Below are 26,683 nucleotides of genomic sequence, written 5' to 3' on the forward strand. Positions count from 1 at the left end.
CCCCTCATGACAAGATTTCTTACAGGGATGCAAGGTGCGCGTTAGGATCCGGTCATGGGGCGGGAGCCAAAAATGGCACTTCCAACCCTCACAAGGGTGGCGCCTTCGGCAATGGCTGTCTCGAAATCGGCCGACATGCCCATGGACACCACGGGGAGTCCGTGGCGCTGTGCAAGCTGTGTCAGGAAGTGGAAATGTGGAGCGGGGTCTTCATCTTCTGGCGGGATACACATCAACCCACGCACCTTCGCTCCAAAGCGCAGCATTGAGGCCTTGATGAACGCGTCGGCTTCATCGCGGAGGATGCCAGATTTCTGTGGCTCGTTCCCTGTGTTGACCTGAATAAGCAACTCCGGAAGGCGGCCTGTCTTCTCTGCAGCCTTTTCCAGCGCATCAGAAAGGGCGGGGCGATCCAGAGTCTCGATCACATCTGCGATGCGACAGGCATCTACGGCCTTGTTGGTTTGGAGGCCACCGATGATGTGCAGACGCAGGTCTGGCCAGGTCTCACGAAGCGCTGGAAATTTGGAGGCTGCTTCCTGAACGCGGTTCTCACCAAAGACGCGCTGACCGGCCTTCAAGGCCGCTTCCACGGCATCCTGCGGATGAAATTTGCTGACGGCAACGAGGCCCACATCCGTGGCAGGGCGGCCTGATGTTTCGCAGGCCTGAATGATGCGACAACGGATGGCGGAGAGATTTTCTGCAATCTGATCGGACATTGCGGCAGAAGACTCCATTGCGTCCGGCGCCGCAAGATGCGATTTCGGCAGCATGCGAGAGATCAACGCCCGATAATGACACAGAATACGCCCCCTCGCGGCTCCGGCCGTCCGAAGAACCCGTCCGCGTCCCGCCAGGGAGGACGCCGTCCGAAGCCGGGACAGGAGCGCCGCCCCAGTCCAGATCCGACACGTGATCTTGCCTTCGACATTGTCTGCGGTGTGGTTGAACATCGCCGCATGCTCGAAACGACGCTGGACCGTGCCGGGCCGATGGACCCGCGGGATCGTGCTTCTGCACATCGTCTGGCGGCAACAACGCTACGGTACATGGGGAGCATGACTGAAATTCTTCAGCCGATGCTGCGCCGTGAGCCACCCGAGCCTGTGCGGTGTGCGTTGATTCTGGGTGTGGCGCAGCTGTTGCATCTGGAAACGCCACCACATGCAGCGGTAGGCACGATTGTTGACCTGCTGCGTCGTCGCGGTCTGGCGCCTTTCGCCGGGCTGGCGAATGCTGTGCTTCGGCGTGTGGCGCGTGAAGGGCGTGATCTTCTGGAAGGGCTCGATGACGCCAGACTGGATGTTCCGGCCTGGTTGTGGAGCGCCTGGGGTCATCGCGCACGGTCCATTTCCCGCGGACTGCATCGTGAGGCGCCGCTGGATCTGAGCCTGCGCCCGGGGGCAACGGTTCCTGAAGGGGGCGATGTCCTGCCGACGGGGACAGTGCGTTATCCGGCTGGGACACGGATCGCGACAATGGAAGGCTTCGAAGAGGGGCAGTTCTGGGCGCAGGATGTGGCTGCTGCCATGCCTGTGAAGCTTATGGGAGATGTCGCCGGGAAGACGGTGATTGACCTCTGTGCGGCCCCAGGAGGCAAAACGGCTCAGCTTTCTGCTGCCGGCGCAGATGTCACGGCCATCGAAAAGGAAGAGTCCCGCGCAGTTCGCCTGCGTGAGAACATCACCCGGATGCGCGCAACTGCTGAGACGATTGTTGCAGATGGGTTGAAATGGCGCCCGAAAGCACCGGTTGATGCGGTGCTGCTGGATGCACCGTGTTCAGCAACAGGGACGTTTCGCCGTCATCCGGATGTGCTGTGGATCAAACGCCCGCGTGATGTCACGGCATTGGCGGAAGGTCAGGATGCGTTCATCGACGCGGCGCGTGACATGCTGAAGCCGGGTGGCATGCTGATGTATGCCGTGTGCTCTCTTCAGGATGAAGAGGGTCCGGATCGCATCGCAGCCGCGCTTGAACGCGGGGGCTGGAAGCATGTGCCGTTCACGGATGAAGAACTGGCGGATATGGCGATTGCCCGGACGCCGGAAGGATTTTTCCGAACACATCCCGGTCTCTGGTGGGATCGGGGCGGAATGGACGGCTTCTTTGCCGCCAGATTAATCCGCGTTTGAGACTTACAAGCCTGCCTAATTTTCAGGCAGGCTTTTTTTTGCATTCGCTCCGAAAATACCAATATTTTAGAAATAATATGCAAAATGCTTTCGTGCGAAGGTTGCCCGCTCAACCTGCGAATATTTACCGCGAAATCGTACCTCAATGCGTAGATGGAGAGCCTTTTGGGTCTTTATCAAAGTGCGCTTGTTTCCTCTAAGGATATGAAAACAAACAGAATAATTTTAACGCACATGCGCTTTTGTAGCGTCAAATTCTTTTATAAATTTTTTTTATAAATAGGTTTTCATGATCCAAAATATCTAATTCTAATATTTTTTTTAAGGAGTATGGTCCGAAAAAAACAAGAAGAGGACGAGAAAATGACAAAAAACAAGGCAGTAAAACCAGTATTTGCTCTGGCATTTATTCCATTGTTTCTGGTGATGTCTGCATGTTCTGGTAGCGGATTCTCCGATTCTTCTAAGAATAATGAAAAATTTTCTCAGACGATTGAGAATATTTCACCGTACGGAAATACAATTCCAGATCGCGCCATGTTCTGATCTGCCAGCATGGCTGGATCTGAGGTTTTTTAGAGCGTCATCTATTGGGAGATGGCGCTTTATTTTTGTCCAAACCTGAAAGGACCTGACCTGCGGTTGGATACGTCGCGGGCAGGCTGATGCGGAAATCTCCTTGCTTCCGATTTGGTGATATAGTTATGTAAATCACCAGAACGGAAATGAGGCGTACGAAATGGAGTCCCGGATAGAGAGATTTGAGGAGGTGTGTTGTGGATGGTGCGTGGAATGAGAGCCAGCCGATCTATCAGCAACTCCGGGACAGGGTGGTCGGCATGATGCTGGACGGTGCTGTCGCCGAGGGTGATGCGATCCCGTCGGTTCGACAGGTTGCAGCCGAATGTCAGGTGAATCCTTTGACCGTGATGAAGGCGTATCAGCAGCTTTCCGATGAAGGGCTCGTCGAGAAGCGTCGTGGTCTTGGACTGTTCGTGGCGCAGGGCGCACTGGCGCGTCTCGGTGAGAGCGAACGTCAGAAATTCCTGACGGAACAATGGCCGGAAACGCTACGGACAATCCGTCGTCTTGGTCTCAGCCTGAATGATCTTCTCAAAGAGGGAGATGTCGCATGATCTGTATTGAAGCACAGGGTCTGCGAAAAGTGCATCGCGGGGGCAAAGGTGTTCTGGGCATTGACCTCAGTATTCCATCAGGCCGGATTGTTGGGCTGATCGGGCCTAATGGCGCAGGCAAGACGACAGCTCTGAATGCCATTCTTGGCCTTGTCCCCTATGAAGGTTCCCTCAGGGTTCTGGGGCGTGATCCCTGGCGTGAGCGCGAAGCGATGATGCAGGATGTCTGCTTCATTGCCGATGTGGCTTTGCTGCCGCGCTGGATGAAGGTCTGGCAGGTTCTGGACTATGTCGAAGGGGTTCATCCTCGATTTGACCGGAGCCGGGCGGAGCACTTTCTCTCCCGAACAGACATTCAGAAGCGTTCCCGCGTGCGGGATCTGTCCAAGGGTATGGTCGCGCAGCTTCATCTGGCGCTGGTCATGGCGATTGATGCCAAGCTGCTGGTGCTTGATGAGCCGACGCTGGGGCTGGACCTGCTGTATCGCCGCGAATTCTACATCACGCTTCTTAATGATTATTTCGACCATGACCGCACCATTCTGGTGACGACCCATCAGGTCGAGGAAATCGAGGATATCCTCACGGATGTGATCCTGATCGGGGATGGTCGCATCACGTTGCAGGACAGCATGGAAAATCTGGCGCAGCGTTTCGTGGAACTGAAACCCAGAGCGGAGACCTCGGACGCTGCCCGACATCTGGGGCCGATCAGTGAAAGGCTCATCATGGGGCAGCCGATCATGCTTTTTGATGGTGTGCCGCACAGTGAACTGGCGGCCCTTGGCGAAACACGCCAGCCGCGACTGGCCGATCTGTTTCTGGTGCTGATGGGACAGAACCGTGGGAACAGGAAAGGGGCAGGGGCATGAGCGAATATGGAAAAATGACGTGGCCGCTGAAGCAATACGTCTGGTCTGTCAGGCGAGAGCTTTGGGGAAACCGGTTTTTGATACTCGGCCCCTTGGTAATGGTTTGTCTGCCGTTGGTTCTTCTCTGCTTGCAGCTGCACACGAGCCACCTCAAGGTCATAAAAGGGACGGCAGAAAGTGTTCCACCAATCCTGATGTTCAGGATCACGGCGGAAATGCTGTTCGGGATCGCCAATGTCGCAGCCCTGACGGTGGGGTGCATCTATGCGCTTGGTACGTTCTATAATGAACGTAAGGACCTGTCGGTGCTTTTCTGGAAGTCTCTGCCTGTCTCGGACCGATTGAGTGTGGCGGCCAAGGCGAGTGTTGTGCTTGCGATCGGCCCTCTTTTGTCGCTGTTTTTAAGCTGGGTGGCGACGGTCGTGCTTATTGTCGCGACTGCACAGGCATACGGAATTTCTCCGGTGGGTCTGGCAGAACAAGCCAGTGTAGGTCATCTGATAATCGATGATGTTGCCTATATTGTGCTGAATACTCTGTGGTGGTTACCGATTTATGCCGTTCTGTTCCTGGTCTCAGCCAGTGTCAGAACCGTGCCTGCCGTGTGGGTATTAGGGGGACTGGCGGGTCTCTATATTGTGGAAGCCATTGGTCTGCGTACGAACCATATTACGGGCATCATATGGGACCGCTTTTTGCATTTTCCCGGGACCGGCTTCCATGATGCCCAGATGAAGATCATCGCCACCCAGTCTGATGGGTTTGATGTACAGCATACGCCAACAGATAAGATCGTAACCGGACACCTGGACTTTCTAGCCCTGTTTTCGATGCCTTCGCTTTGGTGGGGTGTGTTGCTGGCGGCGGTCTGCCTCGTTCTGACAGTCTGGCTGCGTCGCCGGGCAGAGCCTATCTAGGCAAAATATAAAACCCTCCGCCTGTGTTCCAGACGGAGGGGCCTCGGAGTTCAGTCTCCGGATGATTCAAAAATTTCTTCCAGTGTCTGGGCCATCACGTCTCCATCGAGCGTTTTGCCCAGCCAGATCTCAACACCAATCAGGCCTTGGTTGACCAGCATTCCCAAGCCATCGAGGGTTGTGCAGCCTTGCGCGTGGGCTTCCTGGAGGAAGCGTGTTTGCGGTGGGTTGGGAATGACGTCCGCAACAATCTGCCCTTTGGTCAGGCTTTTGATGTCCACAGGAGGAATCGCCTCCGGATCACCAAGGCCGATGGATGTGGCATTGATAATGATATCTGTGCCTTCGGGAACGGAGACGTCGCCTTCCCAGGGCTTGGCTTCGGCATCTGCGCTTGAGTTGTCACGCACGAGCGCAGCAATGGTCTCGGCTTTCTTGACGTCACGATTGACGACGGTGAGATGGGCGGCCCCGGCCAGTGCCAGTTCAACGGCAATCGCACGTGCAGCTCCACCTGCGCCAAGAAGGAGAACGCGTTTTCCGGCTGGATCTGTGATCTCTTTCAAGGACGCCAGAAACCCCTTGCCGTCCGTGTTATGGCCCGTCAGGCGCCCGTCTTTGATGGCGACGCAATTAACCGCCCCGATCAGTTTTGCTGACTCATCCAGAGCATCGAGATGCTCCAGAACTGCGACCTTATGGGGCAGGGAGCAGTTGAACCCGACCCATTCCATGGCCTTGGCACCTTTGACGGCGTCAGCGAGGTTGTCTGCCTTGACGTCACAGTTGATGTAACGCGCGTTCAGCCCTTCATGGATGTATGCGGCTTCGATCATGGCGACAGTCGGATTGTCTGCGCATGGTGTCGAAAATGATCCTGTCAGAATGCTACGAAAGTTCTGGTCACTCATGCTTTGGCTCTCCTGTGTTGGGGCGTCCCTGACATAGAAAGACATGCTGAACAGATTGGAACCGCCTTTGAGCGGTTCAGGCTATGGATGGCAGAGAAGTGATGAGGAGAGGGGGCTACGCCGCCAGTGTGATGATCGTCCGCAGGCCGCCTTCGCCACGGTTCTGGAGGCGCACGTCGCCGCCCTGTGCCCGCAGGATTGTCCGGGCGATGGAAAGTCCTAGGCCGGTGCCACCTGTTTCACGATTGCGGCTGGTTTCGATCCGCACAAAAGGTTCGAAAACCCGTTCAAGCTCGCTCTCGGGAAGGCCGGGGCCATTGTCTTCAATGATGATGCGGGCAGTGCGATCTTTTTCTTTCTTTTTTGTCGGTGGAATGAGCGTGACATGCGCACTTCCACCATACTTCAAAGAATTGAGAATGAGATTGTTCAGTGCGCGCTTCAGTGCCACGGACCGTGCCTGAATGCGGACTGGCTGCATCGGCAACTCATAGACAAGCGTATCTGCCTGATCCGGATGGCTTTCGGCTGCTTCATCCATGATGGTTTGCAGCAGGGTGCGCAGATCAAGGAAGACAACCTGCTCATTAGATGCGCTGTCACGACCGAAAGCCAGTGTGGCGGCCACCATGGCCTCCATTTCATCAAGATCCGCCAGAATCTTGTTGCGCAGTTCATCATCGTCAATGAATTCGGCGCGCAGCTTCAGTCGTGTGATGGGTGTGCGCAGATCATGCCCGATCGCCGTGAGCATGAGCGTTCGATCCGAGACGAAGCGACGGATCCGCATGGACATCGTGTTAAAGGCAATAGCCGCCCGACGGATCTCTGATGGGCCGTTTTCCGGAAGAACCGTTGAGCTGTTCACGTCCCGGCCAAGCGCTTCGGCAGCGGTGGCTAGCGTCGTGACGGGGGCGATCAGACGACGTGTAGCCCAGAGGATCAAGGCACCTCCGAAGAGGGACATCATCAAAAACGCAATGATGAATGTCGGCGCTTCGAAAGGGTTGGGCAATGGCATGACGTAACGGATGACAAGCCAGCACTGACCATCCGGCAACAGCATTGACGTGGAATGTGTACGAAGTTCCTGCCCGGCCCAGACTTCAAGTGGATAAAGGGATGAAGGCAGGAAGGATCCGCGCATGAAAGGCGGGATTTCCCGATATCCTTCGCGGCCACCCAGTCCCGGCCCGTACCATCCTTCGGGGCCGCCTTCGTGAGGGCGGTCAAAATTCCGTTCGTCGGGGAAGGGGCCGTGTTCCGGAGCGCCAGACGGATGTTCTTCATTCGGCGGGCCCGCTCCCGGAAGGCCCGGTTCAATCATTCCTCCTGGACCAAACGGAGCCCCGCCCGGACCGAAGCCCGGCGGCGGTGCATGAAATCGCCCCTGAGAGAGCCCCCCGGATGCGAAAAAGGGGAGCGGGATTTTGTGGCTATGGATTTCCTGATCCGGCGTCGGAAGCAGCAGAACTGTTGTGTTCGACGGGATGTGCAGGTCGTCTATGGCGTTCTTCCGGTCTTCCGCCTTTGTTTCCGCAATCGTGCGGTAGATGGAAAAGACCTGGATCTGATAGTCATGCATCTGGCTGCGTTCAGCCAGATCAAGGCGGTCAAGCGCGTGGATCCCCAGTCCTGCAAGTTCAATAACGCCCAGCCCGACAATCAGGAGCAGGCTGGTGCGGGCGACAAGGGAACTGGGGAAAAAGCGCACGGTCAGACGCGTTCGACTTCTGCTGCAAGAACATAACCGCCGCCACGCACGGTCTTGATGACCTGTGCATTCCGGCCGTCATCTTCCAGCTTGCGACGCAGGCGGCTGATGGCGACGTCAATGGCGCGGTCGAACGGTCCAGCCTGACGGCCACGAAGCAGCTCAAGCAGCATGTCCCGGGTCAGGACGCGGTTGGCGCGTTCCAGCAGCGCGATCAGAAGGTCATATTCGCCACCAGTCAGGGAGATTTCTGCTCCATCCGGGTTGAGCAGACGGCGGCGGACCGGATCGAGGCACCAGCCGGCAAACATGATCTTGCGGGTATCTGTGGCCTGGCGCTTTTCGGAGGCATCAACCGTCCGGCGCAGAACAGCGCGAATGCGGGCGAGGAGTTCGCGGGGATTGAACGGCTTGGCAACGTAATCATCTGCGCCAAATTCCAGCCCGATAATCCGGTCGGTTTCATCGCTCATGGCTGTCAGCATAATGATGGGGACATTATCCTGGGTGCGCAGCCAGCGTGCGACTTCAAGGCCGCTTTCGCCCGGAAGCATCAGGTCCAGAACCACAAGCTGGTAATGACCATTGGCCCAGGCTTTTCGGGCTTCACGACCATCGCGCGCAGCCGTGACGCGGAAGTGGTTCCGTTCGAGGAACTTGCTCAGAAGCTCCCGGATTTCACGGTCATCATCGACGACCAGAAGATGGGGAAGGGTTTCTGTACCCATGATGATGTTACCTTCCATCGGCTTGTGGCGCGGTTCAGGTCCGCCGCGCCACTTTCGTGCTTACGCCAGCCAGGAGGGAACCGGGAGGTTTTTCGCACGAAGGAACTCAGGGTTGAACAGCTTGGACTGATACCTTGCCCCTCCATCGCACAGGATTGTAACAATCGTATGTCCAGGACCAAGCTTCCTTGCAGTTCGGATAGCTGCTGCAACATTGATACCTGACGAACCACCTACGGACAGGCCTTCTTCTGCCGTCAGGGCAAAGATCTGCTCCAGCGCTTCCGGGTCTGCAATTCGCTCTGCATCATCAGGTGCGCAGCCCTCAAGGTTGGCTGTGACACGTCCTTGGCCAATACCTTCCGTGATGGAACCGCCGCTGATGGTCAGGTCGTTGGATTTCACCCAGCCATAGAGTGCCGAACCTTCAGGATCAGCCAGCACGATCTTTGGGGCCGTCTTCCCGGCTGCCGCAGCCTGTTCCCGCAGGCCCATTCCGATGCCTGCCAGAGTGCCGCCGGTGCCGCAGGCGCAGGTGAAGGCATCAATCTTTCCGCCCGTCTGGTTCCAGATTTCGACGGCTGTCGTAGTGCGATGGCCTTCGCGGTTGGCAGTATTGTCGAACTGGTTAGCCCAGAAAGCACCGGTTTCTTCAGCCAGACGACGCGACACATGAACGTAGTTACCGGGGTCACGGAAGGGCTTGGCGGGGACCAGTCGCAGGTCTGCGCCGATCATGCGTAGAAAGTCGAGCTTTTCGCGGCTCTGGGTTTCCGGCACGACGATGATCGCCTTGCAGCCCATGGCTTGGGCCACCAGCGTCAGTCCGATGCCAGTATTCCCAGCCGTTCCTTCGACAACGGTTCCGCCGGGCTTGAGAGCGCCAGTGCGGAAAGCATCTTCGATAATGGCAAGTGCTGCACGGTCTTTGACCGATCCGCCGGGGTTCATGAACTCCGCCTTGCCGTAGATGTCACAGCCGGTTTCTTCGGAGGCGCGCTTCAGACGGATGAGCGGCGTTCCGCCAATGGCGGCCGTCATGCTGGAGGAGGTGCTCTGCCACCCTGCCGAAACGGACTGGTGTGGGCTGGTGATGTCAGTCATACGTTCACTCCTGTGCTAACGGAATTATAGACCGCGTTTTGTAGGGATGAGGAAGGCCATGAAGGTACTGACAGCAAAGCAGGCATGGGACGTGCTTGCAAATGAAGCCGACAGCATCCTCGTCGATGTGCGGACACCTGTGGAATGGGCGGAGATTGGCCTGCCCGATTCTTCTGCCCTGCCAAGGCCCGTTGTGTGTCTGACGTGGCAGCCGGGTCTGGAACAGATGTTTCTGGAAGGACTGCTGAATGCCGTGCCTGATCAGAACAGCCGCGTCCTGTTTCTGTGCCGGTCGGGGATGCGCTCCCATAATGCAGCGCTTCTGGCTGAACATGCCGGATATGCGGATGTAAGCAATATTGTTGACGGCTTCGAAGACAAGCATGGCCCCGGCACGGGCTGGCGCGCCGGGGGGCTGCCATTCGTTCACATGCCGCTGTCAGGTTCCTGATCGGCGTCATAACGGACTTCAAGGACGACGCACCACGGATAGCGGCTGTCGTAGCTGTGGCCTGAACCATCAGCGATCCGGCCGTTCGCATCCGTGGGGACATGTGTCAGGGACACGGCGTCGTCCACATTGCCGCCAACGATGCTCAGCTCATGACCGAAAGGCTGGTCATTCTGATTGACGGCCGCGACGATGCCGCAATGGGCCGGGAAACCGTAAGACGTAGGCAGCATCGAGAATGTCACGGTCTTGCTACGGCCACGGCCTACACAGATCAGATCGCCGATCTTCGGAGTGTAGCTTCCCGGATCATGCGCGCTGACGCCGCTGGACTGCCCACTGGCGGCCGCGTTGATATAGGTCGCGTGGTTAGGCGAATACGGAAAGCGGTCATTCGCGCCGGCGACACGCATGACGTAAGAAATGAATGCTGCCGACCAGGCGTAGCGCCCGTCATGCACGGCTTCGAAGCGTGTGCCGTTCGCATCGGTTTTGCCCGTCCAGCCAGCTTCCGTTTCATACGGGTCCTGGCCGATCCACCAGTATTCACCAATGCGCTGCCACAATCCGGGAATGCGTTCCGGTTTCAGGGCAGGATCGGTGGGTTCCGGTCGGTCTTCCGGGTCATCATCTGACACGGGGGCACCGAACATTCGCCATTCACGCAGGGCAATGGCTGCAACGTCCTGACGGTTGAACGGCTCGAAATTACGGGTCGCAAAGTCCGGAACGTGGCTGTTGTAGCCCACCGGACCTGTTGTGCCGTTCGCATACTGTGCGTTGGGAGTCTGGGCCGGATACGGACGGACACTGTTCTGACTGGCGCAGCCGGTCAGTGCGAACAGGGCGGCCGTAGCAGCTGTTCGCCAGAAAATATGCGAGTCTGACACAATCATCCTCATGCTGGCTCGATGAACCTGCATCTTGAACGGCAAGTGCGATGGGGCGTCAAGAGTTGGGGCAGAGCATGGCGTGACTGCTCGCAACCGATGCCGTTATTTTGCGGAGAGTTTTAGCGGGGCGGACGGGATCAGGCGCACCCTAATGAGGAAACCCTGATAGAGTGCAAACCCGGGTGCATCGACAGAAGCGTACACCCTCATGTTGAAGGCAAGTCAGGCCCCTGTTTCTGGCAGGGGCTTATCCTCACAGGACTGTCAGGAGGCGGGTTTACTGCCGTCAGGGAACAGCCCCTTCAGCCCTTCTTCCGAAGCATCACAGCGACCGCGTTCCGTAATCAGGCCTGTGACCAGACGGGCAGGTGTGACGTCGAATGCCGGGTTGGCGGCCGGGCTGTTATCCGGTGCAATGCGGACGCGGCCCGGAGCGCCGTTATCCGTCAGGCCCGTCATGAACAGGACTTCGTTCTGGCTACGCTCTTCAATCGGGATTTCCTTCACGCCGTCCCGAACACGCCAGTCGATCGTGGAAGACGGGAGTGCCACCCAGAACGGGATGTTGTTGTCTTTGGCTGCGAGCGCCTTGAGGTAGGTGCCAATCTTGTTGGCCACATCGCCCTGCGCCGTTACGCGGTCCGTGCCAACGATGACCATGTCCACATCGCCAGCCTGCATGTAATGGCCGCCAGCATTGTCCGCGATGACGGTATGCGCGACACCATGGCTGCCGAGTTCCCAGGCTGTGAGTAGGCTACCCTGATTGCGGGGGCGGGTTTCATCCACCCAGACATGCACCGGGATACCTTCGTCGTGCGCCATGTAGATGGGGGCCAGTGCTGTTCCCCAGTCCACCGTGGCAATCCAGCCGGCATTGCAGTGCGTGAGAAGATTGACGCGGCCTGTCTTACCTTTGCGCTCCCAGATTTCGCGGATCAGGTCCAGTCCATGGCGGCCAATGGCTTCATTGACCTGAACGTCTTCATCACAGATTGCATCTGCTTCCACATATCCGGCTTCAACGCGCTCTGCTGGCGTGAGCGCGCGCAGACGCGTCACCATGCGTTCAATGGCCCAGCGCAGGTTAATGGCGGTCGGGCGTGTCTCAATCAGATCAGCGGCCGCTTTTTCCAGCGCAGCATCGGATGCGTCGTTCTGAAGGGCAAAAACCAGACCATAGGCCGCGACAGCACCAATCAGCGGAGCACCCCGAACCTGCATGCTGCGGATTGCATGCGCGACAGCGCCGACGTCGCGGAGTTCAAGCACCTCCACTTCCCACGGAAAGCGGGTCTGATCGAAAATGCGGATGCTTTTGGCGTCGTCAGACGGGCGCCAGATGCTGCGATAGGCAATGCCATTGATCTTCATTGGATGCTCCTGGGAGACGCTCCGGCATTCAGGGCGCGGAACAGAAAAGACGTCTTATAGCGCATGTGCGCGATACACTCCGCGAACTCAAGAGTGGAAACCCCCGGGCCGTATTGCGCGTTGGGCGGATATTGCCTTGCGAGTGTTCAGAAACCGGTAGTATGAATTGTATTACGTTTCGTGTCTGGATTCTCTTTCTAGCTGTAGGGAAAGATAATGGCCTCTCTCGTGAACCCCGGAAATACAGCCGTGCGCTCGTCTGACGCTCAGCCACGTCTTTCCACGAAAAACAGGTCTGCCAACATGACGGCGCTGGAAAAATACCGTCTGCTGCGGGAGAATCGTAAGGTGGTGCGCCGCCAGAAGCTTGAACAGGAAAAGCGCCAGATCTCTTCCTGAGCAGGCCTCTTTCACTCTTCTGCCTCAGGCTGTTAAGCCTCATCCTCGCTCGGCCCCTTGTTTGTCGGGCCGGATCTGGAAAAGGGCTGAGCAGTGTCTCTGCGTGTACTGACGGTTCTGCCGCCGCGTGAACTTTATGCTGAGGGCCACGCTGGCGCGATTTCCCTGCTCGTTAGCCGCGTGGCCTTCTGTGATGATCGGGTTATCGGCAGAGCTGTCTCCGGCGTGCCATTGCCGGGCGGCAAATTTGTTCCTCTGAAGCGCGGCATATGGCCACTTCCTCAACGCCTGAACTATGCGCTGTCCTGCGTTCGCGCAGCCCGACACTTTCGGCCTGATCTGATCGAGGTTCATAACAGGCCGGATCTGGCCATGGCGCTGTCCCGTGTCGCGCCCGTCCGGCTGATTCTGCACAATGATCCGCGCTCCATGAGGGGCGCCAAAACTGCGAAAGAAAGATCCCGGCTCGCCGCAAGGGTGCTAGTGTGCGCTGTGTCCCGATGGGTTGCGACGTGTTTTGCAGAAGGCAGCGATACATCGCCACGCGTCGAAATTCAGCCGAACTGCGTGGATCTGTCCGTATTGCCAGCTGAGCGCCCGCGGAAAAAACAGGTTCTGTTCGCGGGACGGGTCGTTGCAGACAAGGGGGTAGATGCTTTTGTCTCAACCTGGGCAAGTCTTCGGCACCAGTATCCGGACTGGACAGCTGTCATTATGGGCGCTGACAGATTTGGCCCGGATTCACCGGAAACTCCGTTTTTGACTCGGCTGCGGCCTCAGGCGGCGCAGGCTGATGTTCTGATGACGGGCTATCGGTCCCATCCGGATGTTCTGGAAGCCATGATGGAAGCGGCTATTGTTGTTGTGCCAAGCCGCTGGCCGGAGCCATTTGGCATGACGGCGCTGGAAGCCATGGCATGCGGGGCAGCTGTAATCGTCTCGCCACTTGGCGCGCTACCGGATGTAGTCGGGGATGCGGCCCTGCTAGCGGCCCCGGATGCTACCGGAGCGCTAGAGGCGGCGCTGGGTCAACTGATGGATAACCCGGCACTCAGAGCGGAGCTGGGCCATAAGGGCCGCGAGCGGGCTACTCTGTTCAGTCTGGGGGCTGCCCGCGCGCGTCTTGTCGCGTTGCGTCAGGCAGCCATTGCTTTCAGTCGCGGTTCGGTGGCCCCATGAAGGTCGGGTCGATCGCGTCCGGGACGTGACGTGCCAGAATTTCGTCCACGGCCTTCTTTTCTTCGTCGGTCAGAGACCAGCCGAAGACATCCTTCACGCCGGAGACCTGTTCAGGCTTGCGTGCGCCCCAGAGTGCGATGACTGGTCCCTGATCCAGAACCCAGCGTACAGCGAAGGCGAGAACGGACTTGTCGCGCTTGGCGGCCAGCTCCTTGAAGTCTTCGACCGCGGCGAGATAGCTCTCGAACTTTGGCTTCTGGAACTTCGGATCACCTGAACGCAGGTCATCTTTTGGGAAGCTCGTGTCCTTGTTCATCTTGCCAGAGAGAAGTCCGCGGCAGAGCGCGCCGTAAGCGAGCACCACGGCGTTATTCTTCTTGGCGTATGGGAGAATATCTTTTTCGCAGGTGCGTTCGAACAGGTTCAGCGGGGGCTGAATTGTTGCGAGTGGGGCAACTTCGCGAAAAATATCCATCTGCTCCGGCGAGAAGTTGCTGACGCCGAGCGCCCGGATCTTGCCTTCCTGATGAAGTTTCTGCAGTTCGCGTGCGCTTTCATCGATGGGCGTCTTGTCATCGGGCCAATGGATCTGTTCGAGATCAATTGTCTCGACCCGCAGGCGGCGCAGGGAGTCTTCCACTTCCTTGCGAATGCGGGCAGGGCGGGAATCACGGAAAACCTTGCGGTCTTCGGGTTTGTCATCCGTCCAGTTCAGGCCCAGCTTTGTCGCGACGAAAGCCTTGTTGGGCTTTTCGGCCAGTGCCCGGCCAACAACTTCTTCTGAGTGCCCGAAGCCGTAGACCGGGGCTGTGTCGATGAAATTGATGCCGTCGTCGAGAGCTGCATGAATGGTGCGAACGCCGTTTTCATCGTCCGGCCCGCCCCACATCCAGCCGCCAATGGCCCAGGTGCCAAGAGCCACGCGGGAAACCGGAGTGTCGATGCCGGGAATGAGAATGGTGTCTGAGGACATGCCTGTCTCCATAAGAAAGGGACTGTTTCAAAAAAGCGCATTCGGATGGAGGTGGTTGCATGGAAAGTCGAAACCCGCCATCCACAATGTCCATGCGCCTGTCTTCTTTTTCCCTGACCCGCCTCGGCCAGTGGCTTGCTGTTCTGCTGCCGCTGACACTCACGCATCTCAGAGGGCTGGCGGAAGCAGACCTCGATATTCTTGCCGTTCTGCTGTTAGTGCAGTCAGCACGAAGGCGGCAATGGGACTGGGCAAGAGAGCCCTGGGTCATCGCGACCTTCTGTTGGTGGGGCTGGCAGGTTTTGTGCACAGTCTGGGTCTCGCCCGGGCATGGGGCACTGGGCCAGTCTCTGGCAGCCATCCGCTTTCCGCTGGCTGCCGCAGCGCTAGGCTGCTGGCTGTTGCGCGATGACGTCTGGCGTAGAAGAGCGCTCTGGGTCACGTGTGGATGCGGGCTCTACATTGCATTCCAGATTATGGTTCAGGCGGCGTTCGGGCGAAATCTGTTCGGCGTGCCGCGCTTCCATGATGGCACTCTCACAGGCCCTTACACGCACCCCCGTGCCGCTGCCCCGCTGTCACGTCTTATTTTGCCGATGCTGATGCTTGGTTGTACGTTGATCGAGGGGTGGAAAAGTCGTTGGTCCCGCACTCTGGGGCTCTGTGCTGCGACGGTTCTTGCTGTGGCCGTCATGGTCCTCGCGGGGCAGAGAATGCCATTCGCGCTGTCGCTGTTCGGAATTGGCATCTGCGCGCTTCTGTATCGGCCGATGCGCCCGGCAGCGCTTGTTGCTGCGGCGATGATGCCGCTTCTGATCTTTGCCGCAAGTGCGCTGTCGCCCGGTAGCTTCTCACATCTCGTTGTGCTTGCCCGGCAGCAGTTGACGCATTTCAGCCAGTCTCCTTACGGCGAGATTTACACGCATGCTGTGGTGATGGCGCAGGAACATCCTTTGCTGGGGCAGGGCTATGACGCCTATCGCCATCACTGTGATGACCCGGCGACGTTCCACGGTCTGTCGTGGCTTTCCATGGCAACGCCAGAAAAAGGCTGGCGCGATCTATGTGTTCAGCATCCGCACAATCATTATCTTCAGGCTCTGGTGAACGCCGGCATTCCGGGCCTGATCCTGTTTGTGCTGATGGTGGCCTGCTGGCTCAAGGCGCTCTGGCCGGGACGGCAGGGTTCAGCCATTGCAATCGGTCTTTTTGCTGCGGTCTTCATTCAGGAATGGCCCATCGCGTCCTCTTCGGATTTCATGAATCTGCCGTTGGGTGGGTGGGGATTTCTGATGCTCGGTCTGGGATTGGCCTATCGCAACGGCTTTCAAGACACGGCGCGCGGGCCTATATCGTAAGCAGATTACGGAGGCACCCCCCATGTCCAGCACCAGTGATCCGGCACGCGCCGGAACCGTTCCCGTTACTGTTCTGACCGGCTTTCTTGGCGCCGGTAAAACCACCCTGCTTAACCATATCCTGACTGCTGAGCACGGCCGCAAATATGCCGTGGTCGTCAATGAGTTTGGTGAGCTTGGCGTGGACAATGACCTCGTGGTGGATGCCGACGAGGAAGTGTTCGAAATGAACAACGGCTGCATCTGCTGCACCGTGCGTGGCGATCTGATCCGTATTCTAGGTGGGCTGCTGCGTCGTCGTGGTCGTTTTGACGGGATCATTGTCGAGACGACCGGTCTTGCCGATCCTGCGCCTGTCGCACAGACGTTTTTCGTGGATGAGAACATCCGCGAGAAGGCTCGTCTTGATGCTGTCGTGACAGTTGTTGATGCCTTCAACATCATGCAGACGCTGGAAGAAAGCCCGGAGGCCGCCAGTCAGCTCGCATTTGCGGATGTGATCGTTCTGAACAAGACCGACCTTGCCGATGAAGAACGCCGCAAGGAAATCGTTGCCCGCATTCGCCAGATCAATGCCGTGGCTGAAATTCACGAAGCCCAGCATGGCGGCGTGAAGCTGACGGACATTCTGGATCGGGGTGGCTTTGACCTTCAGCGCGCCCTGTCCACGATGCCGGATTTTCTGGAAAACGATCATCACTCCCATGAAGAGGGCATCGTCAGCATTTCCCTCTCTGTGAAGGAGTTGATTGACCAGCGGCGCTTCCAGGCCTGGATTGGCGCGCTTCTGCAGGAACAGGGTGGTGATATCCTGCGCTCCAAAGGCATTCTGCACTTCAAGGGTGAAGATCAGCGCTTTGCGTTTCAGGCCGTGCACATGATGGCAGATGGTGATTTCATCGGCCCCTACCGTGAGGGAGAAAGCCGGGACTCCCGTCTGGTTTTCATTGGCCGTAATCTGAACCGTCCGCAGCTTCGTCGCGGCTTCGAAAGCTGCATCGCGGAATGACACGGGAAATCATTGAAGATCGCGGCGCAGAACGTCGCTTCGAAAGCCCGATCATCGGCGTTGTGTCGTCACGTGATGGCAAGACTTTGGCCGCTGCCACGGCGGATGGTGAGATCATTCTCATTCCGCGCGACAAGATGAATACGCTTGGCGCCTGGACGGTTCTCTCGGTTCACGAGGGGGCGTTGTGCCTGTCACAGGACAGCCTGCCGGATGCTTTTCTAACGGGCGGCGAGGACGGAAAACTTGTCCGCACTTATGCCGATGGCCGGACGGAGGTTCTGAGCGAAGGACGCCGGTGGGTCGATTGCATTGCGTCATCCACCACGCATTTCGCGTTCTCGGCTGGCCGGGAGCTTGAAGTCCGGGCGGCTGAAGGCACGACAACGCTTAAGAAGCTGGATCATCCGTCATCTGTGACGGGCATTGTTTTTGATGCCAAGGGCAAGCGCGTTGCGGCCTCGCATTACAACGGTGCGTCTGTCTGGTTCGTGCAGGCCAAGGTCGATACGGTGCGCCCGTTCGAATGGAAAGGCAGCCATATTGGCATTGCCATTCATCCGGGCGGGGAAGCTCTCGTGACGTCCATGCAGGAAAATGACCTGCATGGATGGCGTCTGGCCGATGGGCACAACATGCGCATGAGCGGCTATCCAAAGCAGGTGCGGTCCATGGCGTTTACGCGCAATGGCCGTTGGCTGGCGACGGCCGGGGCGGATGCCATTGTGCTGTGGCCGTTCTTTGGTGGTGGCCCGATGGGCAAGGCTCCGTCCGAACTGGCCCGTTTGCCGGGGCTGTTTGTCAGCGCTGTGTGCCCGAACCCGAAGGAAGACATCATTGCGGCCGGCTACGAAGACGGCACTGTTCTTCTGGCTGAGATCGGGGGGGGGGACCAGCGTGTACTGCCTCTTTGCTCAGGTCAGAAAGCTGCACGTGGCAAGGTGACGTCCGTGTCCTTTACCCCGCAGGGCGGGGCTATCATCTTCGGAACGGAAGATGGAACGGTTGGTGTTGTGGACTTGTCTGCTGCAAGCTGAGTGTCGCTTCAGACCGTCATGAAAAGGAGGCCTTCGGGCCTCCTTTTTTGCGTTCAGGCTGTGAAAAACTGGCTCAGCCCCATCCCACGCAGGCCCCGGCGATAGGCGATGGAACTGCGATCTGCCATCACATGCGCCTCAAGGTTGGGGTCAAGCGGCAGGTTTTCCGGCTTCTGCGCCTCAACAATCTGACGGTCTTCTTCAAAGACACGGCGATTGAATTCGTAAACATCCTCAACGGAGCCAGTCGTATCGAAATTCCGGCAGATTGGCGCGAACATGCGTGTCACACGAGCCGAAACCGGTGAGGCTGCATTCATGATGACGAGCCTGCCATCGTTCGGGAAGTGGATTTCCAGCGTTGCCGTGAAGGGCAGGAAAACCCGGAAATGCCGGAGCCATTCGAAGTCCGCAAACTCTTCAACGCCCAGAAGCCCGTGCGGAAAGTTGGAGACGTTGCTGCGATATTCAGCCTCGAACCCCGTTTCCGTCAGCTTGGGTGAGTAGGATGGGACGATCGGGTTCTCAGGGTCTGCAAAGGTCTCGGTATGGACGAAGGCAAAATGTGCCACGTCAATAAAACCTTCCACCTGACGTCCTGCGAAGCCCTTGATATCGATGGACGGGCAGGTGATCTGCTGGAAGGCTGGATCGTCCCAGTGTGGCATCGGTGGGAGATTGATTTCTCCTTCGGGGCGCAGGCACGTCCAGATGAGGCCGAACCGCTCTACAACAGGGTAGGTCTTCAGGTGGAGCTTCGGCGGGATCTTGCTGTCCGGATGGGCAGGCACCCGCACGCAACGGCCATCCTGGCCAAACCGGAAACCATGATAGGCACAGGCAATCGTCTCGCCATTTCCATTGCCCATGCTCAATGGCACCCCACGATGAGGGCACAGGTCATCGGCAACGACGATATCATCTCCAGAGCGGTAAATGACGAGAGGTGCATCCAACAGCACCGCCCCAAGCGGGCGCTCCCCGAGTTCACGGGACAGGGCGACCGGGTACCAGGACTTGGCAAGGATCTGCCAGTCTGCGGGTTCGAACGTGCAGTTCCGTGGCAGGTCAACGGATGCAGGAGAGAGGCTGGCGCAGGTTGCGGTCATGGAAGGGTCCCCGCGGGCTGAAGAAGGATCTCGCAAATCATTTCATGGATAGGGTGTTCTCGGATATAGCATAAATATGCTTATAGCGTTCTAATAATGAGGCACTATAGGCTGACTGAATTGTCTCGATTGGCTAAATGCGGCACATATGGAACGATATCGGAATGAGGTGCCATATGCCCAGACCATCTTCTTCGCCTCATTTGCAGACGCTCATCATGTTCCTGGAATATCGCTTCTGGGCTGACAGGCTGACATATGAAGCTCTGTTCAAGTTACCGCAGTTGGAGATTGTGAAACCGCGGCAGACAACGTTCAGCTCCCTTTTGGGCACGTTGAACCATGTCTATGTCGTCGACGATATTTTCCGCCATCATCTTCAGGGTCAGGATCATGGGTATCGGTCACGTCAGACCGATGAGGTGCCCGATCTCGAAACGCTCTGGCAGGCCACGCAATCCATGCATCAGTGGTATCTGAATGCCGTCAGGAAATGGAGCGCGGATGATTTGAGCTGTCCGATTTCATTCACATATGTTGATGGCCAGCTAGGGGTGATGACCCGTGAACAGATCATTCTTCATGTCGTCAATCACGCCACTTACCACCGGGGATTTGTAGGCGACATGCTTAAGCAGATCCCGGAGAACTGGCCCTCCAATGACCTGACGGTCTTTCTCCGGGATGAGTATCAGCGGTCTGTGTGACCAAGGTCCTGTTCAGGTGCGATGATATCCCTGACACGCTGTTTGAGCTCTTTCGGGCCAGGAAATCCCCCATCGCGTTTGCGTTCCCAGACGAGCACGTCATCCACATGAATTTCAAAGCGCCCACCCGTATCAGGGATCAGGGCAACTTCCCCGAGAGCCTGCCCGAACGTGGAGAGCAGTTCCTGCGCCATCCATCCAGACCGCAGAAGCCAGTTGCATTGCGTGCAATATCGGATTGAGACGCGCGGTGCTGTGGAGGACATGTCTTTTCTCCTGGGGTGAGGCGTTGAGGAGCATCATTGCACAGCACGGCAACTCTGCCATCTGTCAGATGTGTCACTAGGCACGACTTGCAACGGTCATAAAGAAACACTTTCCCCCGACAGGAAGAGAACATTATGAAAGTGGATCGTCTTTATTCCCTTTCGTGAGACCCTGCGCCGCATGATGTCGTCTGTCCGCCTGCCTGTTGCACTTCTGATGTGCGCCACTCTTCTTTCTGCCTGTGAAACACCATCCCGGCAGCCATTGCCGGAGTCCGCAGTGCCGGATGCCCGTCTGGTGCTGCCGCAGCCACCAGCCTCAGGTAGTGCCGCGCAGGCGGATGATGACCGTATTTTCCGTGAGACACGCGCCTTGAAAGATACGCCACGCTGGGCGCTTGCACAGAAAGATGCAGATCTGGAAGTGCCACATCTTGTCCGCGATTTCTCCTGCTCCGTCGGCTATACGCTGGATCTGGCCAAGGCGCCCCATCTGGCGATTGTGCTGAAGCGCATGGAAAATCCCATCATTCATCGGACGTCAGAAGCCAAGCATTACTGGCATCGGACCCGGCCATTCGTTGGCACGAACCTGCCAATCTGCACCTCTCCCGAGGGATTGGGTCTGCATTCCTCATATCCATCAGGCCATACGACGGCGGGATATGGCATGGCTCTTCTGCTTGCTCATCTGATGCCTGAACATGCCACCATGCTTTTGCAGCGCGGGCGTGTTTTTGGTGAGAGCCGGATTGTCTGTGGGGCGCACTGGAAGTCGGACGTGCAGGCTGGCTTCCTGAATGCATCGTCTGAAATGGATGCGCTTCTTGCGGCTCCGGAATTGCAGGATGATCTTGCCGCCGCCCAGCAAGAACTACGCGCCATGAAGGCTACGGCCCCTGCACCAGATGCTGCTGACTGTGCTGCAGAAGCAGACGCCGCCGCACATTCCATTTTGTCTGAATGATAAAAATCCGGCCAAGAGCAGAAAGCTCCACGGCCGGATTGTTTTTGAATCGTCGTCACACGGCCACCCTGGGTAGGGTGGCCGTTTTCAGTTTTATGCCTGAAGAGCGGAGACTTCGGTGTTCGGTTGGTCGATGTATGGTCCGCCAGCAACAATCTCTACGGCAAGAAGAGACATGCCGTGTTCTACAGTACTGGAGCCAAGATCGAGTTGGGCATCGCCGAGTGTCCAGCGAATGGCGGAGTTCTCTTTGTCAGCCCAGCCTGAGAGATCAGTCTCTTCCAGATGCGACGTGATCGTACGTGTACTCTCAGGAGTATACAGGGTGATGTTCCCAACCAGCACGCCCAGTTCACGACGATCATCCACAAACGGGCCAATAGCGTCGGATGGTTTGGCTGCTCTTGAGACAAGGCGCACGCTGCGGACGTTTGATGGCAACGTGAAGATCGCGCGACCATTGCTCTCACGGGACTGACGGATCACTTTACCGGCTGGTGTGATCACATGCAGGTCCGGGTCTGTCACCACTGCTCTGGCGTCACGGACGTCATCAAAGCCAAGGTTTATCGCGCGCTCGGCAAGAGCGTGATGAACAGGCTCAACCTTGTTGCGGCTGACAGTCAGCGTTGCAGCAGCATCAGCTTCCCATGTGCGGACCGGGCTACTCAGGCTGACGACAGCGCCATCCTGTGTGAAGCCGTCCCGGTTGCCTGTGTTGAGATAGCTTTCGGTCAGCATTCCGTCAGACGTAAGGACAGAATGCACATCCGTCTCGATGTGGAAGTAATCGTAGGATGTGATCGCGGTATCGTAAATAATGCTGCGGCCATTCACGAGCATACGGGCCGGGATCAGGCCGCCATCGATGAACAGGCTATGCTCTGGTGTCACCAGAAGGTCTTTGGATGGAACGCCATCTGCAATCGCATTCTTGCAAATGCGAACCGGATAACCCGCGACATCCGGGGCCAGCCCTTGACGGACAATGGCATGCTTCCGACCGACCCAAACGACCGGGCGAACCTGCTCTCCCTCGGGCGTCCAGGCGAGAACTTCAGCGCCGATTTGGATGTCCTGAACGGGCATGTCACCGGTCGTGGTGCGGATCATCGTATCCGCGAGGAAGCAGACTTCTGCTCCCTTATCCAGCGAGATGATTGTCTTGCCATTTCCGTCTGGGGAGAAATGGGCGTGATACTGGGAGTAATCGCCTACGAGCTTGATAGTGTATGATGCCTTGCCCTGTGTCACGGTCAGGACGTTACCGACGATTTTGGCAGCCGTATTGCCCTTATAATCCAAGGTGCCGATGTCGATCTGGCCACCGGGAACAAGCATCGTATCGGTGATGCTTCCGCCTTGAATGACAAGAGATCCGCCAGACGAAATTGTCGTCCCGCTTGCGATGCCCTTACTTCCGACAACGATGTTGCCTCCAGCATTGACGATCGTGTTGACGGCGCGGCCACCACTCGAAACATTCAGTCTCGCGGCAGTGCCCGAAACAGTCGCACCTGAGGCAACGGCATTCTGGCTGATGGTCTCAACGCCACCCGCCTGAATACGATCACGAACTGTCGTGCCGCCTGTCGCTGCCACTGTGCCGCCAGAGGTCACGGTGTTGGCCGTTGCCGTTCCCGATGTCAGGGTCTGCTTGCCACCGTTCTGGATGGAGGCATTGAAGCTCGAACCGCCAAAGATGAACTGATTGCCGTTACTCGCAACCGTGTCACTGGCAACGCCGCCCGTGTTGACGGTCTGGCCCGCACCTTTGGTGGCGATTGTGCCTGTTGCCGTTCCGCCGGAGTAAATGACTTCCTCAGTGTCTGGAATTGTCAGAATGGAGCTGATGGTTCTGCCACCAGAGTAAACCTCCACATGACCGCCTGCTGTGACTGTTGTCTTGATGGCGGTGCCACCAGAATTCACAATGAGGTAGTCATTCTTTCCTGAAATATAGAGTCCGCTGACGGTCGTATTGTGCTGACGACGGTTCAGTCCATCATGGCAAGGATCAGGATATCTGGAAGGATTTCTGTGATTCACTAGGATGTCTTTTCTTGGGGAAAGACGCATGTGCGCCCATAATGAATGCCCTTGAATCAATCAAAGATAATTTTGATTATGGGCATATAGGATTGTTATTGCGGTGAAGCGCCTGAAATAGCGTTCTTTTCGGGCGCGGCGGTTCAATCGCATGTTCGAATTTTAAAAACAATACGGATTTTGGATTTTTGTATCTTTATGTGAAATTTATTTTCACGTCGGCATCTCTGAATAGATGAAGAAATGCCGGAAAACTCACGATTAATCAGGCGTTATCGTGCAGTAAAATAGATTTACTGATGGATAGAGAGATCGAAGCGTATTGGAAGAGTTTGGGGTCGAATTAATTACTTATTAACGAAAAGAATCTTAAGCCTCGTTTCTTAATAAAAAAGCGCTCCTCAGAGCGCTTTTTTATTTTCGGTGGATGCTGTGCTCGATTCTGGCGCCTCAGGTCTGGGCGGTCGCAGGGCATGTTCGTTGGCTTCCATGAATCTGTCAGCCAGCGCCGTGTACAGTGGGCGAGGACACACCATGCGAGAGACACCAAACGCCAGAAAGGACGTGGCCAGCAGCGCAAGCGTCACCTGCTGGTTGTCACACATCTCCATGACGATGATGGTCGCTGTGAGGGGCGACTGCGCGACGCCACAGAAATAGGCGACTGTCCCCAATAGTACGACTGCGCCGGGCGTGGTGTGGGGCAGAAACTGCTCAACCCAGCCTCCAATCGCAGCACCAATCGCCAGCGATGGCGCAAACATGCCGCCCGGAATGCCTGAGCAATAGGACACCAGCATCGCCAGATATTTTAGGACGAAGAAAGAAGCTGGGTAGTGCTCTGTGCCCGAGAAGATGGCGCGAGCCTGCGCATAGCCCGTTCCATAGGTTGTCCCTTTGGAGATCAGGCCAATGATAGCCAGTACGAGCCCACAAGCTGCCGCAAAGGCAATCGGGCGCTTCCCGGCGAAACGGCCGACAGGGCCTGGAAGACCACGCGACGCCTTGATGACCAGTGCTGCAAACGTTCCACCTGCCAGGCCGCCGAGGATGCCGCATGTCAGCACCGCGATCCACGCTGTACCAACCGGGATATCAACGTCGGCATGGCCGAAATAGGTGTAGTTTCCCAACAGCGCGATGGCCGTCACACCGGAGACAACAACGACGGTCAGCGTCCGACCGGAGGTGCGCTGTTCGAAAGAATGGGAGAGTTCTTCAATCGCAAAGACGATACCGGCCAGCGGCGTATTGAATGCTGCGGCCATACCAGCCGCGCCACCGGCAAGGATCATGCTGCGCTTTGCGGCAATGTTGGACTGTCCGAGGAGGCGGGAGAAGGCATGCATGATGGATGCCCCAACCTGAACGCTTGGCCCTTCGCGCCCGATAGACGCACCGCAAAGCAGGCCCAGACAGGTTAGAAGAATTTTCCCAACCGAGATCTTGAGCGCCAGAACCCTGTCGACCATCGTGTAATTCTCGATGTGCAGGGTGGCGATTGTCTGCGGAATACCTGAGCCCTGTGCACCTTTGAAAAGGGTTCGGGTCATCCATGTGATGAAAGCGAGACCTGCCGGGGCCACGAACAGCATCGCCCAGGGGTGCCATTCCAGAATCCGCGTTCTCAGATCAGCAGCAGCGTCACCCATGCGGGCGAAAAGCACGGCAACAACACCAATGAGAACGGCGCCGATCCAGTAGATGACAGTGCGCCGCCACTGGGTGGTCGTGGCGCGGGCCGAGCGTCTCAGATGATGGATACGGTCCTTACGGCGCAGCGCGTGCTGTGAGGAGACATGTCCCGGAGGTAAGGGCTTGGGAGCAGGGCTTGGAGGAGTGGGCAAGGTATCGGCCAATGGAGGACGTCCAAGAAGGAGTGTCGGGCAAGGGAAGATACGCCCGGTTCAAACCCCGCGCGTTACATGTCCGGTCCTGCCAGCCTTCTTCGCGCCGGGTCAAGAAGTCTGAACCGATCAAGTAGAAAATGAACGCAATAACTCGCAATGTGGCTGCAACGGTCTCAGCATTCCGGAAAGCTGACGGCCAGACCGCCCAGCGATGTTTCCTTGTAGCGATGGTTCATGTCCGCGCCGGTTTCGCGCATCGTCTGGATCACCTGATCCAGCGAAACATGGTGCACTCCGTCACCGCGCATCGCGAGTGAGGCCGCGTTGATAGCTTTGATGGCTCCAAACGCGTTGCGCTCGATGCAGGGGATCTGGACGAGGCCACCAATCGGGTCACAGGTCATGCCGAGATGATGTTCCATGCCGATTTCAGCGGCATTTTCAACCTGATCCGGTGTGGCGCCCAACGCTGCGGCAAGCCCGGCTGCGGCCATGGAGCAAGCGACACCCACTTCGCCCTGACAACCTACTTCTGCACCAGAAATGGAAGCATTGCGTTTGAACAAGGCGCCGATAGCCGTGGCGGTCAAAAGAAAATCCCGCATGCCCTCCCGTGAGGCGCCGGGACAGAAGTCCCTGTAATAACGCAGGACGGCAGGAATGACGCCGGAGGCACCATTGGTCGGAGCGGTTACAACGCGTCCGCCCGCAGCGTTTTCCTCATTCACGGCGATCGCGAAAAGACTCACCCAATCCATGATTTCGTGGGGTGCGCGCTGATTCCAGCGGGTTCCACTCTCCAGCTTGCGGTGAAGAGTGCGTGCGCGGCGTTTGACATGCAGTTTGCCGGGAAGAATGCCGTCTTCTCTTAGTCCCCGGTCGATGCAGTCCATCATCGTATCGAGAATACGATCAATATAGGCAGTGACGTCGTTATCGGCGCGAAGGGTTGTTTCATTGGCCCAGATCAGGCCAGCAATAGTCAGGCCGCTCTTCTGGCAATCATCCAGCAGTTTGCGGCCCGATATGACATCATAAGGAACGGCGACGGGCGGGATGATAGTGGCCTCGGTAGAGTGGTCTTCCGGAACAATAAAACCGCCACCGATTGAGCAGTACCGCTCCCGTAAGAGAGACCTTCCAGCACTGTCAAAAGCTTCGAACTGGAGCGTGTTCGGATGGACAGAAGGAACGGTTTCGTAATCGAAGACGGTATCGGATGCGGGGTCGAAAGAGATGGTCTGACCCCGGAGTGTCAGATGTTTCGTAGACTGGATTTTTTCGATGACCTGTTTGGCATGATCAGGCGAAATCTGATCCGGGAGCCATCCTTCAAGGCCGAGAAGAACGGCTGTGTCTGTTGCGTGTCCAACGCCGGTCCATGCCAGGGAGCCATAAAGGGTCACCTGAATTCTGGCGACAGATATGCCTTCTGGAAGGGTCTCGGCAAAGGCGTGTCCGGCCCGCATAGGGCCGACCGTGTGGGAAGAAGACGGGCCGAGGCCAATGCGGAACAGGTCGAAAAGACTGATCATGGTCGGA

The 26,683-nt window shown here is 57.3% G+C and carries 26 protein-coding genes; 13 read left to right on the forward strand and 13 right to left on the reverse strand.

The window, feature by feature from the left end; translation table 11 throughout:
• Positions 1-41: 41 nt before the first annotated feature.
• Complete coding sequence (locus R5H23_RS05385; RefSeq protein ID WP_408874335.1) at positions 42-776, reverse strand: YggS family pyridoxal phosphate-dependent enzyme; 735 nt, start codon at positions 774-776, stop codon at positions 42-44.
• Between the two features lie 21 nt (positions 777-797).
• Here R5H23_RS05385 and R5H23_RS05390 point away from each other — a divergent pair, with 21 nt between their 5' ends.
• The 5 genes from R5H23_RS05390 (at position 798) to R5H23_RS05410 (ending at position 5,063) form a co-directional block, all read left to right on the forward strand.
• Positions 798-2,138, forward strand: a complete 1,341-nt coding sequence (locus tag R5H23_RS05390) for a transcription antitermination factor NusB (protein WP_317214739.1) — start codon at positions 798-800, stop codon at positions 2,136-2,138.
• Between the two features lie 363 nt (positions 2,139-2,501).
• The gene (locus R5H23_RS05395; RefSeq protein WP_317214740.1) at positions 2,502-2,684 is read left to right on the forward strand and encodes a hypothetical protein; all 183 of its coding nucleotides are present in this window, start codon (positions 2,502-2,504) and stop codon (positions 2,682-2,684) included.
• A gap of 230 nt (positions 2,685-2,914) precedes the next feature.
• Complete coding sequence (locus tag R5H23_RS05400) at positions 2,915-3,274, forward strand: GntR family transcriptional regulator (protein ID WP_083956250.1); 360 nt, start codon at positions 2,915-2,917, stop codon at positions 3,272-3,274.
• Entirely contained in the window at positions 3,271-4,146 is an 876-nt protein-coding gene (locus R5H23_RS05405; RefSeq protein WP_211497704.1) for an ABC transporter ATP-binding protein, read from the forward strand. The genes R5H23_RS05400 and R5H23_RS05405 overlap by 4 nt, the downstream gene beginning before the upstream one ends.
• The gene (locus tag R5H23_RS05410) at positions 4,143-5,063 is read left to right on the forward strand and encodes an ABC transporter permease (protein ID WP_317214743.1); all 921 of its coding nucleotides are present in this window, start codon (positions 4,143-4,145) and stop codon (positions 5,061-5,063) included. Before R5H23_RS05405 ends, R5H23_RS05410 begins: the two co-directional genes overlap by 4 nt.
• 50 nt (positions 5,064-5,113) lie before the next feature.
• Here R5H23_RS05410 and aroE read toward each other — a convergent pair whose 3' ends face one another.
• From aroE to R5H23_RS05430, 4 genes are all read right to left on the reverse strand, one after another.
• The gene (gene aroE / locus R5H23_RS05415) at positions 5,114-5,974 is read right to left on the reverse strand and encodes a shikimate dehydrogenase (RefSeq protein WP_317214744.1); all 861 of its coding nucleotides are present in this window, start codon (positions 5,972-5,974) and stop codon (positions 5,114-5,116) included.
• Positions 5,975-6,089: 115 nt separating this feature from the next.
• Entirely contained in the window at positions 6,090-7,688 is a 1,599-nt protein-coding gene (locus tag R5H23_RS05420) for an ATP-binding protein (protein WP_317214746.1), read from the reverse strand.
• 2 nt (positions 7,689-7,690) lie between these two features.
• A complete protein-coding gene (locus R5H23_RS05425; protein WP_046900890.1) occupies positions 7,691-8,416 on the reverse strand; it encodes a response regulator in 726 nt (241 codons plus the stop codon).
• Between the two features lie 60 nt (positions 8,417-8,476).
• The gene (locus R5H23_RS05430) at positions 8,477-9,520 is read right to left on the reverse strand and encodes a cysteine synthase A (protein ID WP_086634001.1); all 1,044 of its coding nucleotides are present in this window, start codon (positions 9,518-9,520) and stop codon (positions 8,477-8,479) included.
• A gap of 58 nt (positions 9,521-9,578) precedes the next feature.
• Between R5H23_RS05430 and R5H23_RS05435 the strand changes: the two genes are divergently transcribed.
• Positions 9,579-9,971: a rhodanese-like domain-containing protein gene (locus R5H23_RS05435; RefSeq protein ID WP_174694771.1), complete on the forward strand. Its 393-nt coding sequence runs from the start codon at positions 9,579-9,581 to the stop codon at positions 9,969-9,971.
• Here R5H23_RS05435 and R5H23_RS05440 read toward each other — a convergent pair.
• Both R5H23_RS05440 and mtnA read right to left on the reverse strand, forming a co-directional pair.
• The gene (locus tag R5H23_RS05440) at positions 9,947-10,867 is read right to left on the reverse strand and encodes a DUF2272 domain-containing protein (protein WP_086634000.1); all 921 of its coding nucleotides are present in this window, start codon (positions 10,865-10,867) and stop codon (positions 9,947-9,949) included. The two genes, R5H23_RS05435 and R5H23_RS05440, sit on opposite strands and share 25 nt — an antisense overlap.
• A gap of 261 nt (positions 10,868-11,128) precedes the next feature.
• On the reverse strand, positions 11,129-12,238 hold the full coding sequence (mtnA, locus tag R5H23_RS05445) for an S-methyl-5-thioribose-1-phosphate isomerase (protein ID WP_317214750.1): 1,110 nt from the start codon (positions 12,236-12,238) through the stop codon (positions 11,129-11,131).
• 249 nt (positions 12,239-12,487) lie between these two features.
• On the opposite strand from mtnA, the gene R5H23_RS05450 reads away from it, so the two are divergent.
• Together R5H23_RS05450 and R5H23_RS05455 are read left to right on the forward strand one after the other, a co-directional pair.
• Positions 12,488-12,637 carry a hypothetical protein gene (locus R5H23_RS05450; protein ID WP_232309094.1) on the forward strand — a complete coding sequence of 50 codons (150 nt, stop codon included), beginning with the start codon at positions 12,488-12,490 and terminating at the stop codon, positions 12,635-12,637.
• Between the two features lie 99 nt (positions 12,638-12,736).
• The gene (locus R5H23_RS05455) at positions 12,737-13,816 is read left to right on the forward strand and encodes a glycosyltransferase family 4 protein (protein ID WP_317215076.1); all 1,080 of its coding nucleotides are present in this window, start codon (positions 12,737-12,739) and stop codon (positions 13,814-13,816) included.
• Here R5H23_RS05455 and R5H23_RS05460 read toward each other — a convergent pair.
• Positions 13,791-14,789: an aldo/keto reductase gene (locus R5H23_RS05460; protein WP_046900003.1), complete on the reverse strand. Its 999-nt coding sequence runs from the start codon at positions 14,787-14,789 to the stop codon at positions 13,791-13,793. The genes R5H23_RS05455 and R5H23_RS05460 overlap by 26 nt on opposite strands.
• Positions 14,790-14,848: 59 nt before the next feature.
• On the opposite strand from R5H23_RS05460, the gene R5H23_RS05465 reads away from it, so the two are divergent.
• The 3 genes from R5H23_RS05465 to R5H23_RS05475 are packed head-to-tail and all read left to right on the forward strand — an operon-like array spanning position 14,849 to position 18,193.
• Positions 14,849-16,147, forward strand: a complete 1,299-nt coding sequence (locus R5H23_RS05465; protein WP_232309095.1) for an O-antigen ligase — start codon at positions 14,849-14,851, stop codon at positions 16,145-16,147.
• Between the two features lie 22 nt (positions 16,148-16,169).
• Positions 16,170-17,156 carry a GTP-binding protein gene (locus R5H23_RS05470; protein WP_211501915.1) on the forward strand — a complete coding sequence of 329 codons (987 nt, stop codon included), beginning with the start codon at positions 16,170-16,172 and terminating at the stop codon, positions 17,154-17,156.
• The gene (locus R5H23_RS05475; protein ID WP_211495938.1) at positions 17,153-18,193 is read left to right on the forward strand and encodes a WD40 repeat domain-containing protein; all 1,041 of its coding nucleotides are present in this window, start codon (positions 17,153-17,155) and stop codon (positions 18,191-18,193) included. Before R5H23_RS05470 ends, R5H23_RS05475 begins: the two co-directional genes overlap by 4 nt.
• A 53-nt stretch (positions 18,194-18,246) precedes the next feature.
• On the opposite strand, the gene R5H23_RS05480 is transcribed toward R5H23_RS05475, so the two are convergent.
• Complete coding sequence (locus tag R5H23_RS05480; protein ID WP_317214752.1) at positions 18,247-19,302, reverse strand: aromatic ring-hydroxylating dioxygenase subunit alpha; 1,056 nt, start codon at positions 19,300-19,302, stop codon at positions 18,247-18,249.
• Between the two features lie 176 nt (positions 19,303-19,478).
• Between R5H23_RS05480 and R5H23_RS05485 the strand changes: the two genes are divergently transcribed.
• Positions 19,479-20,009 carry a DinB family protein gene (locus R5H23_RS05485; RefSeq protein ID WP_317214753.1) on the forward strand — a complete coding sequence of 177 codons (531 nt, stop codon included), beginning with the start codon at positions 19,479-19,481 and terminating at the stop codon, positions 20,007-20,009.
• Here the strand turns inward: R5H23_RS05485 and R5H23_RS05490 are convergent.
• Positions 19,994-20,275 carry a SelT/SelW/SelH family protein gene (locus R5H23_RS05490; RefSeq protein ID WP_046899997.1) on the reverse strand — a complete coding sequence of 94 codons (282 nt, stop codon included), beginning with the start codon at positions 20,273-20,275 and terminating at the stop codon, positions 19,994-19,996. The two genes, R5H23_RS05485 and R5H23_RS05490, sit on opposite strands and share 16 nt — an antisense overlap.
• Positions 20,276-20,456: 181 nt before the next feature.
• On the opposite strand from R5H23_RS05490, the gene R5H23_RS05495 reads away from it, so the two are divergent.
• Positions 20,457-21,242, forward strand: coding sequence for a phosphatase PAP2 family protein (locus R5H23_RS05495; RefSeq protein ID WP_211501918.1), 786 nt, complete (start codon positions 20,457-20,459; stop codon positions 21,240-21,242).
• Positions 21,243-21,335: 93 nt separating this feature from the next.
• Here R5H23_RS05495 and R5H23_RS05500 read toward each other — a convergent pair whose 3' ends face one another.
• From R5H23_RS05500 to R5H23_RS05510, 3 genes are all read right to left on the reverse strand, one after another.
• Positions 21,336-23,291 (reverse strand): Hint domain-containing protein, encoded by a 1,956-nt coding sequence (locus R5H23_RS05500; RefSeq protein WP_317214754.1) that lies wholly within the window; start codon positions 23,289-23,291, stop codon positions 21,336-21,338.
• A 401-nt stretch (positions 23,292-23,692) separates the two neighbouring features.
• Positions 23,693-24,943, reverse strand: coding sequence for a chloride channel protein (locus R5H23_RS05505; RefSeq protein ID WP_374195563.1), 1,251 nt, complete (start codon positions 24,941-24,943; stop codon positions 23,693-23,695).
• Positions 24,944-25,314: 371 nt separating this feature from the next.
• Positions 25,315-26,676, reverse strand: a complete 1,362-nt coding sequence (locus R5H23_RS05510; RefSeq protein ID WP_317214756.1) for an L-serine ammonia-lyase — start codon at positions 26,674-26,676, stop codon at positions 25,315-25,317.
• Between the last annotated feature and the right edge of the window lie 7 nt (positions 26,677-26,683).

Origin of the sequence: Gluconobacter sp. GP1, from assembly GCF_032913585.1 — a bacterium.
Classification (GTDB): domain Bacteria; phylum Pseudomonadota; class Alphaproteobacteria; order Acetobacterales; family Acetobacteraceae; genus Gluconobacter; species Gluconobacter cerinus.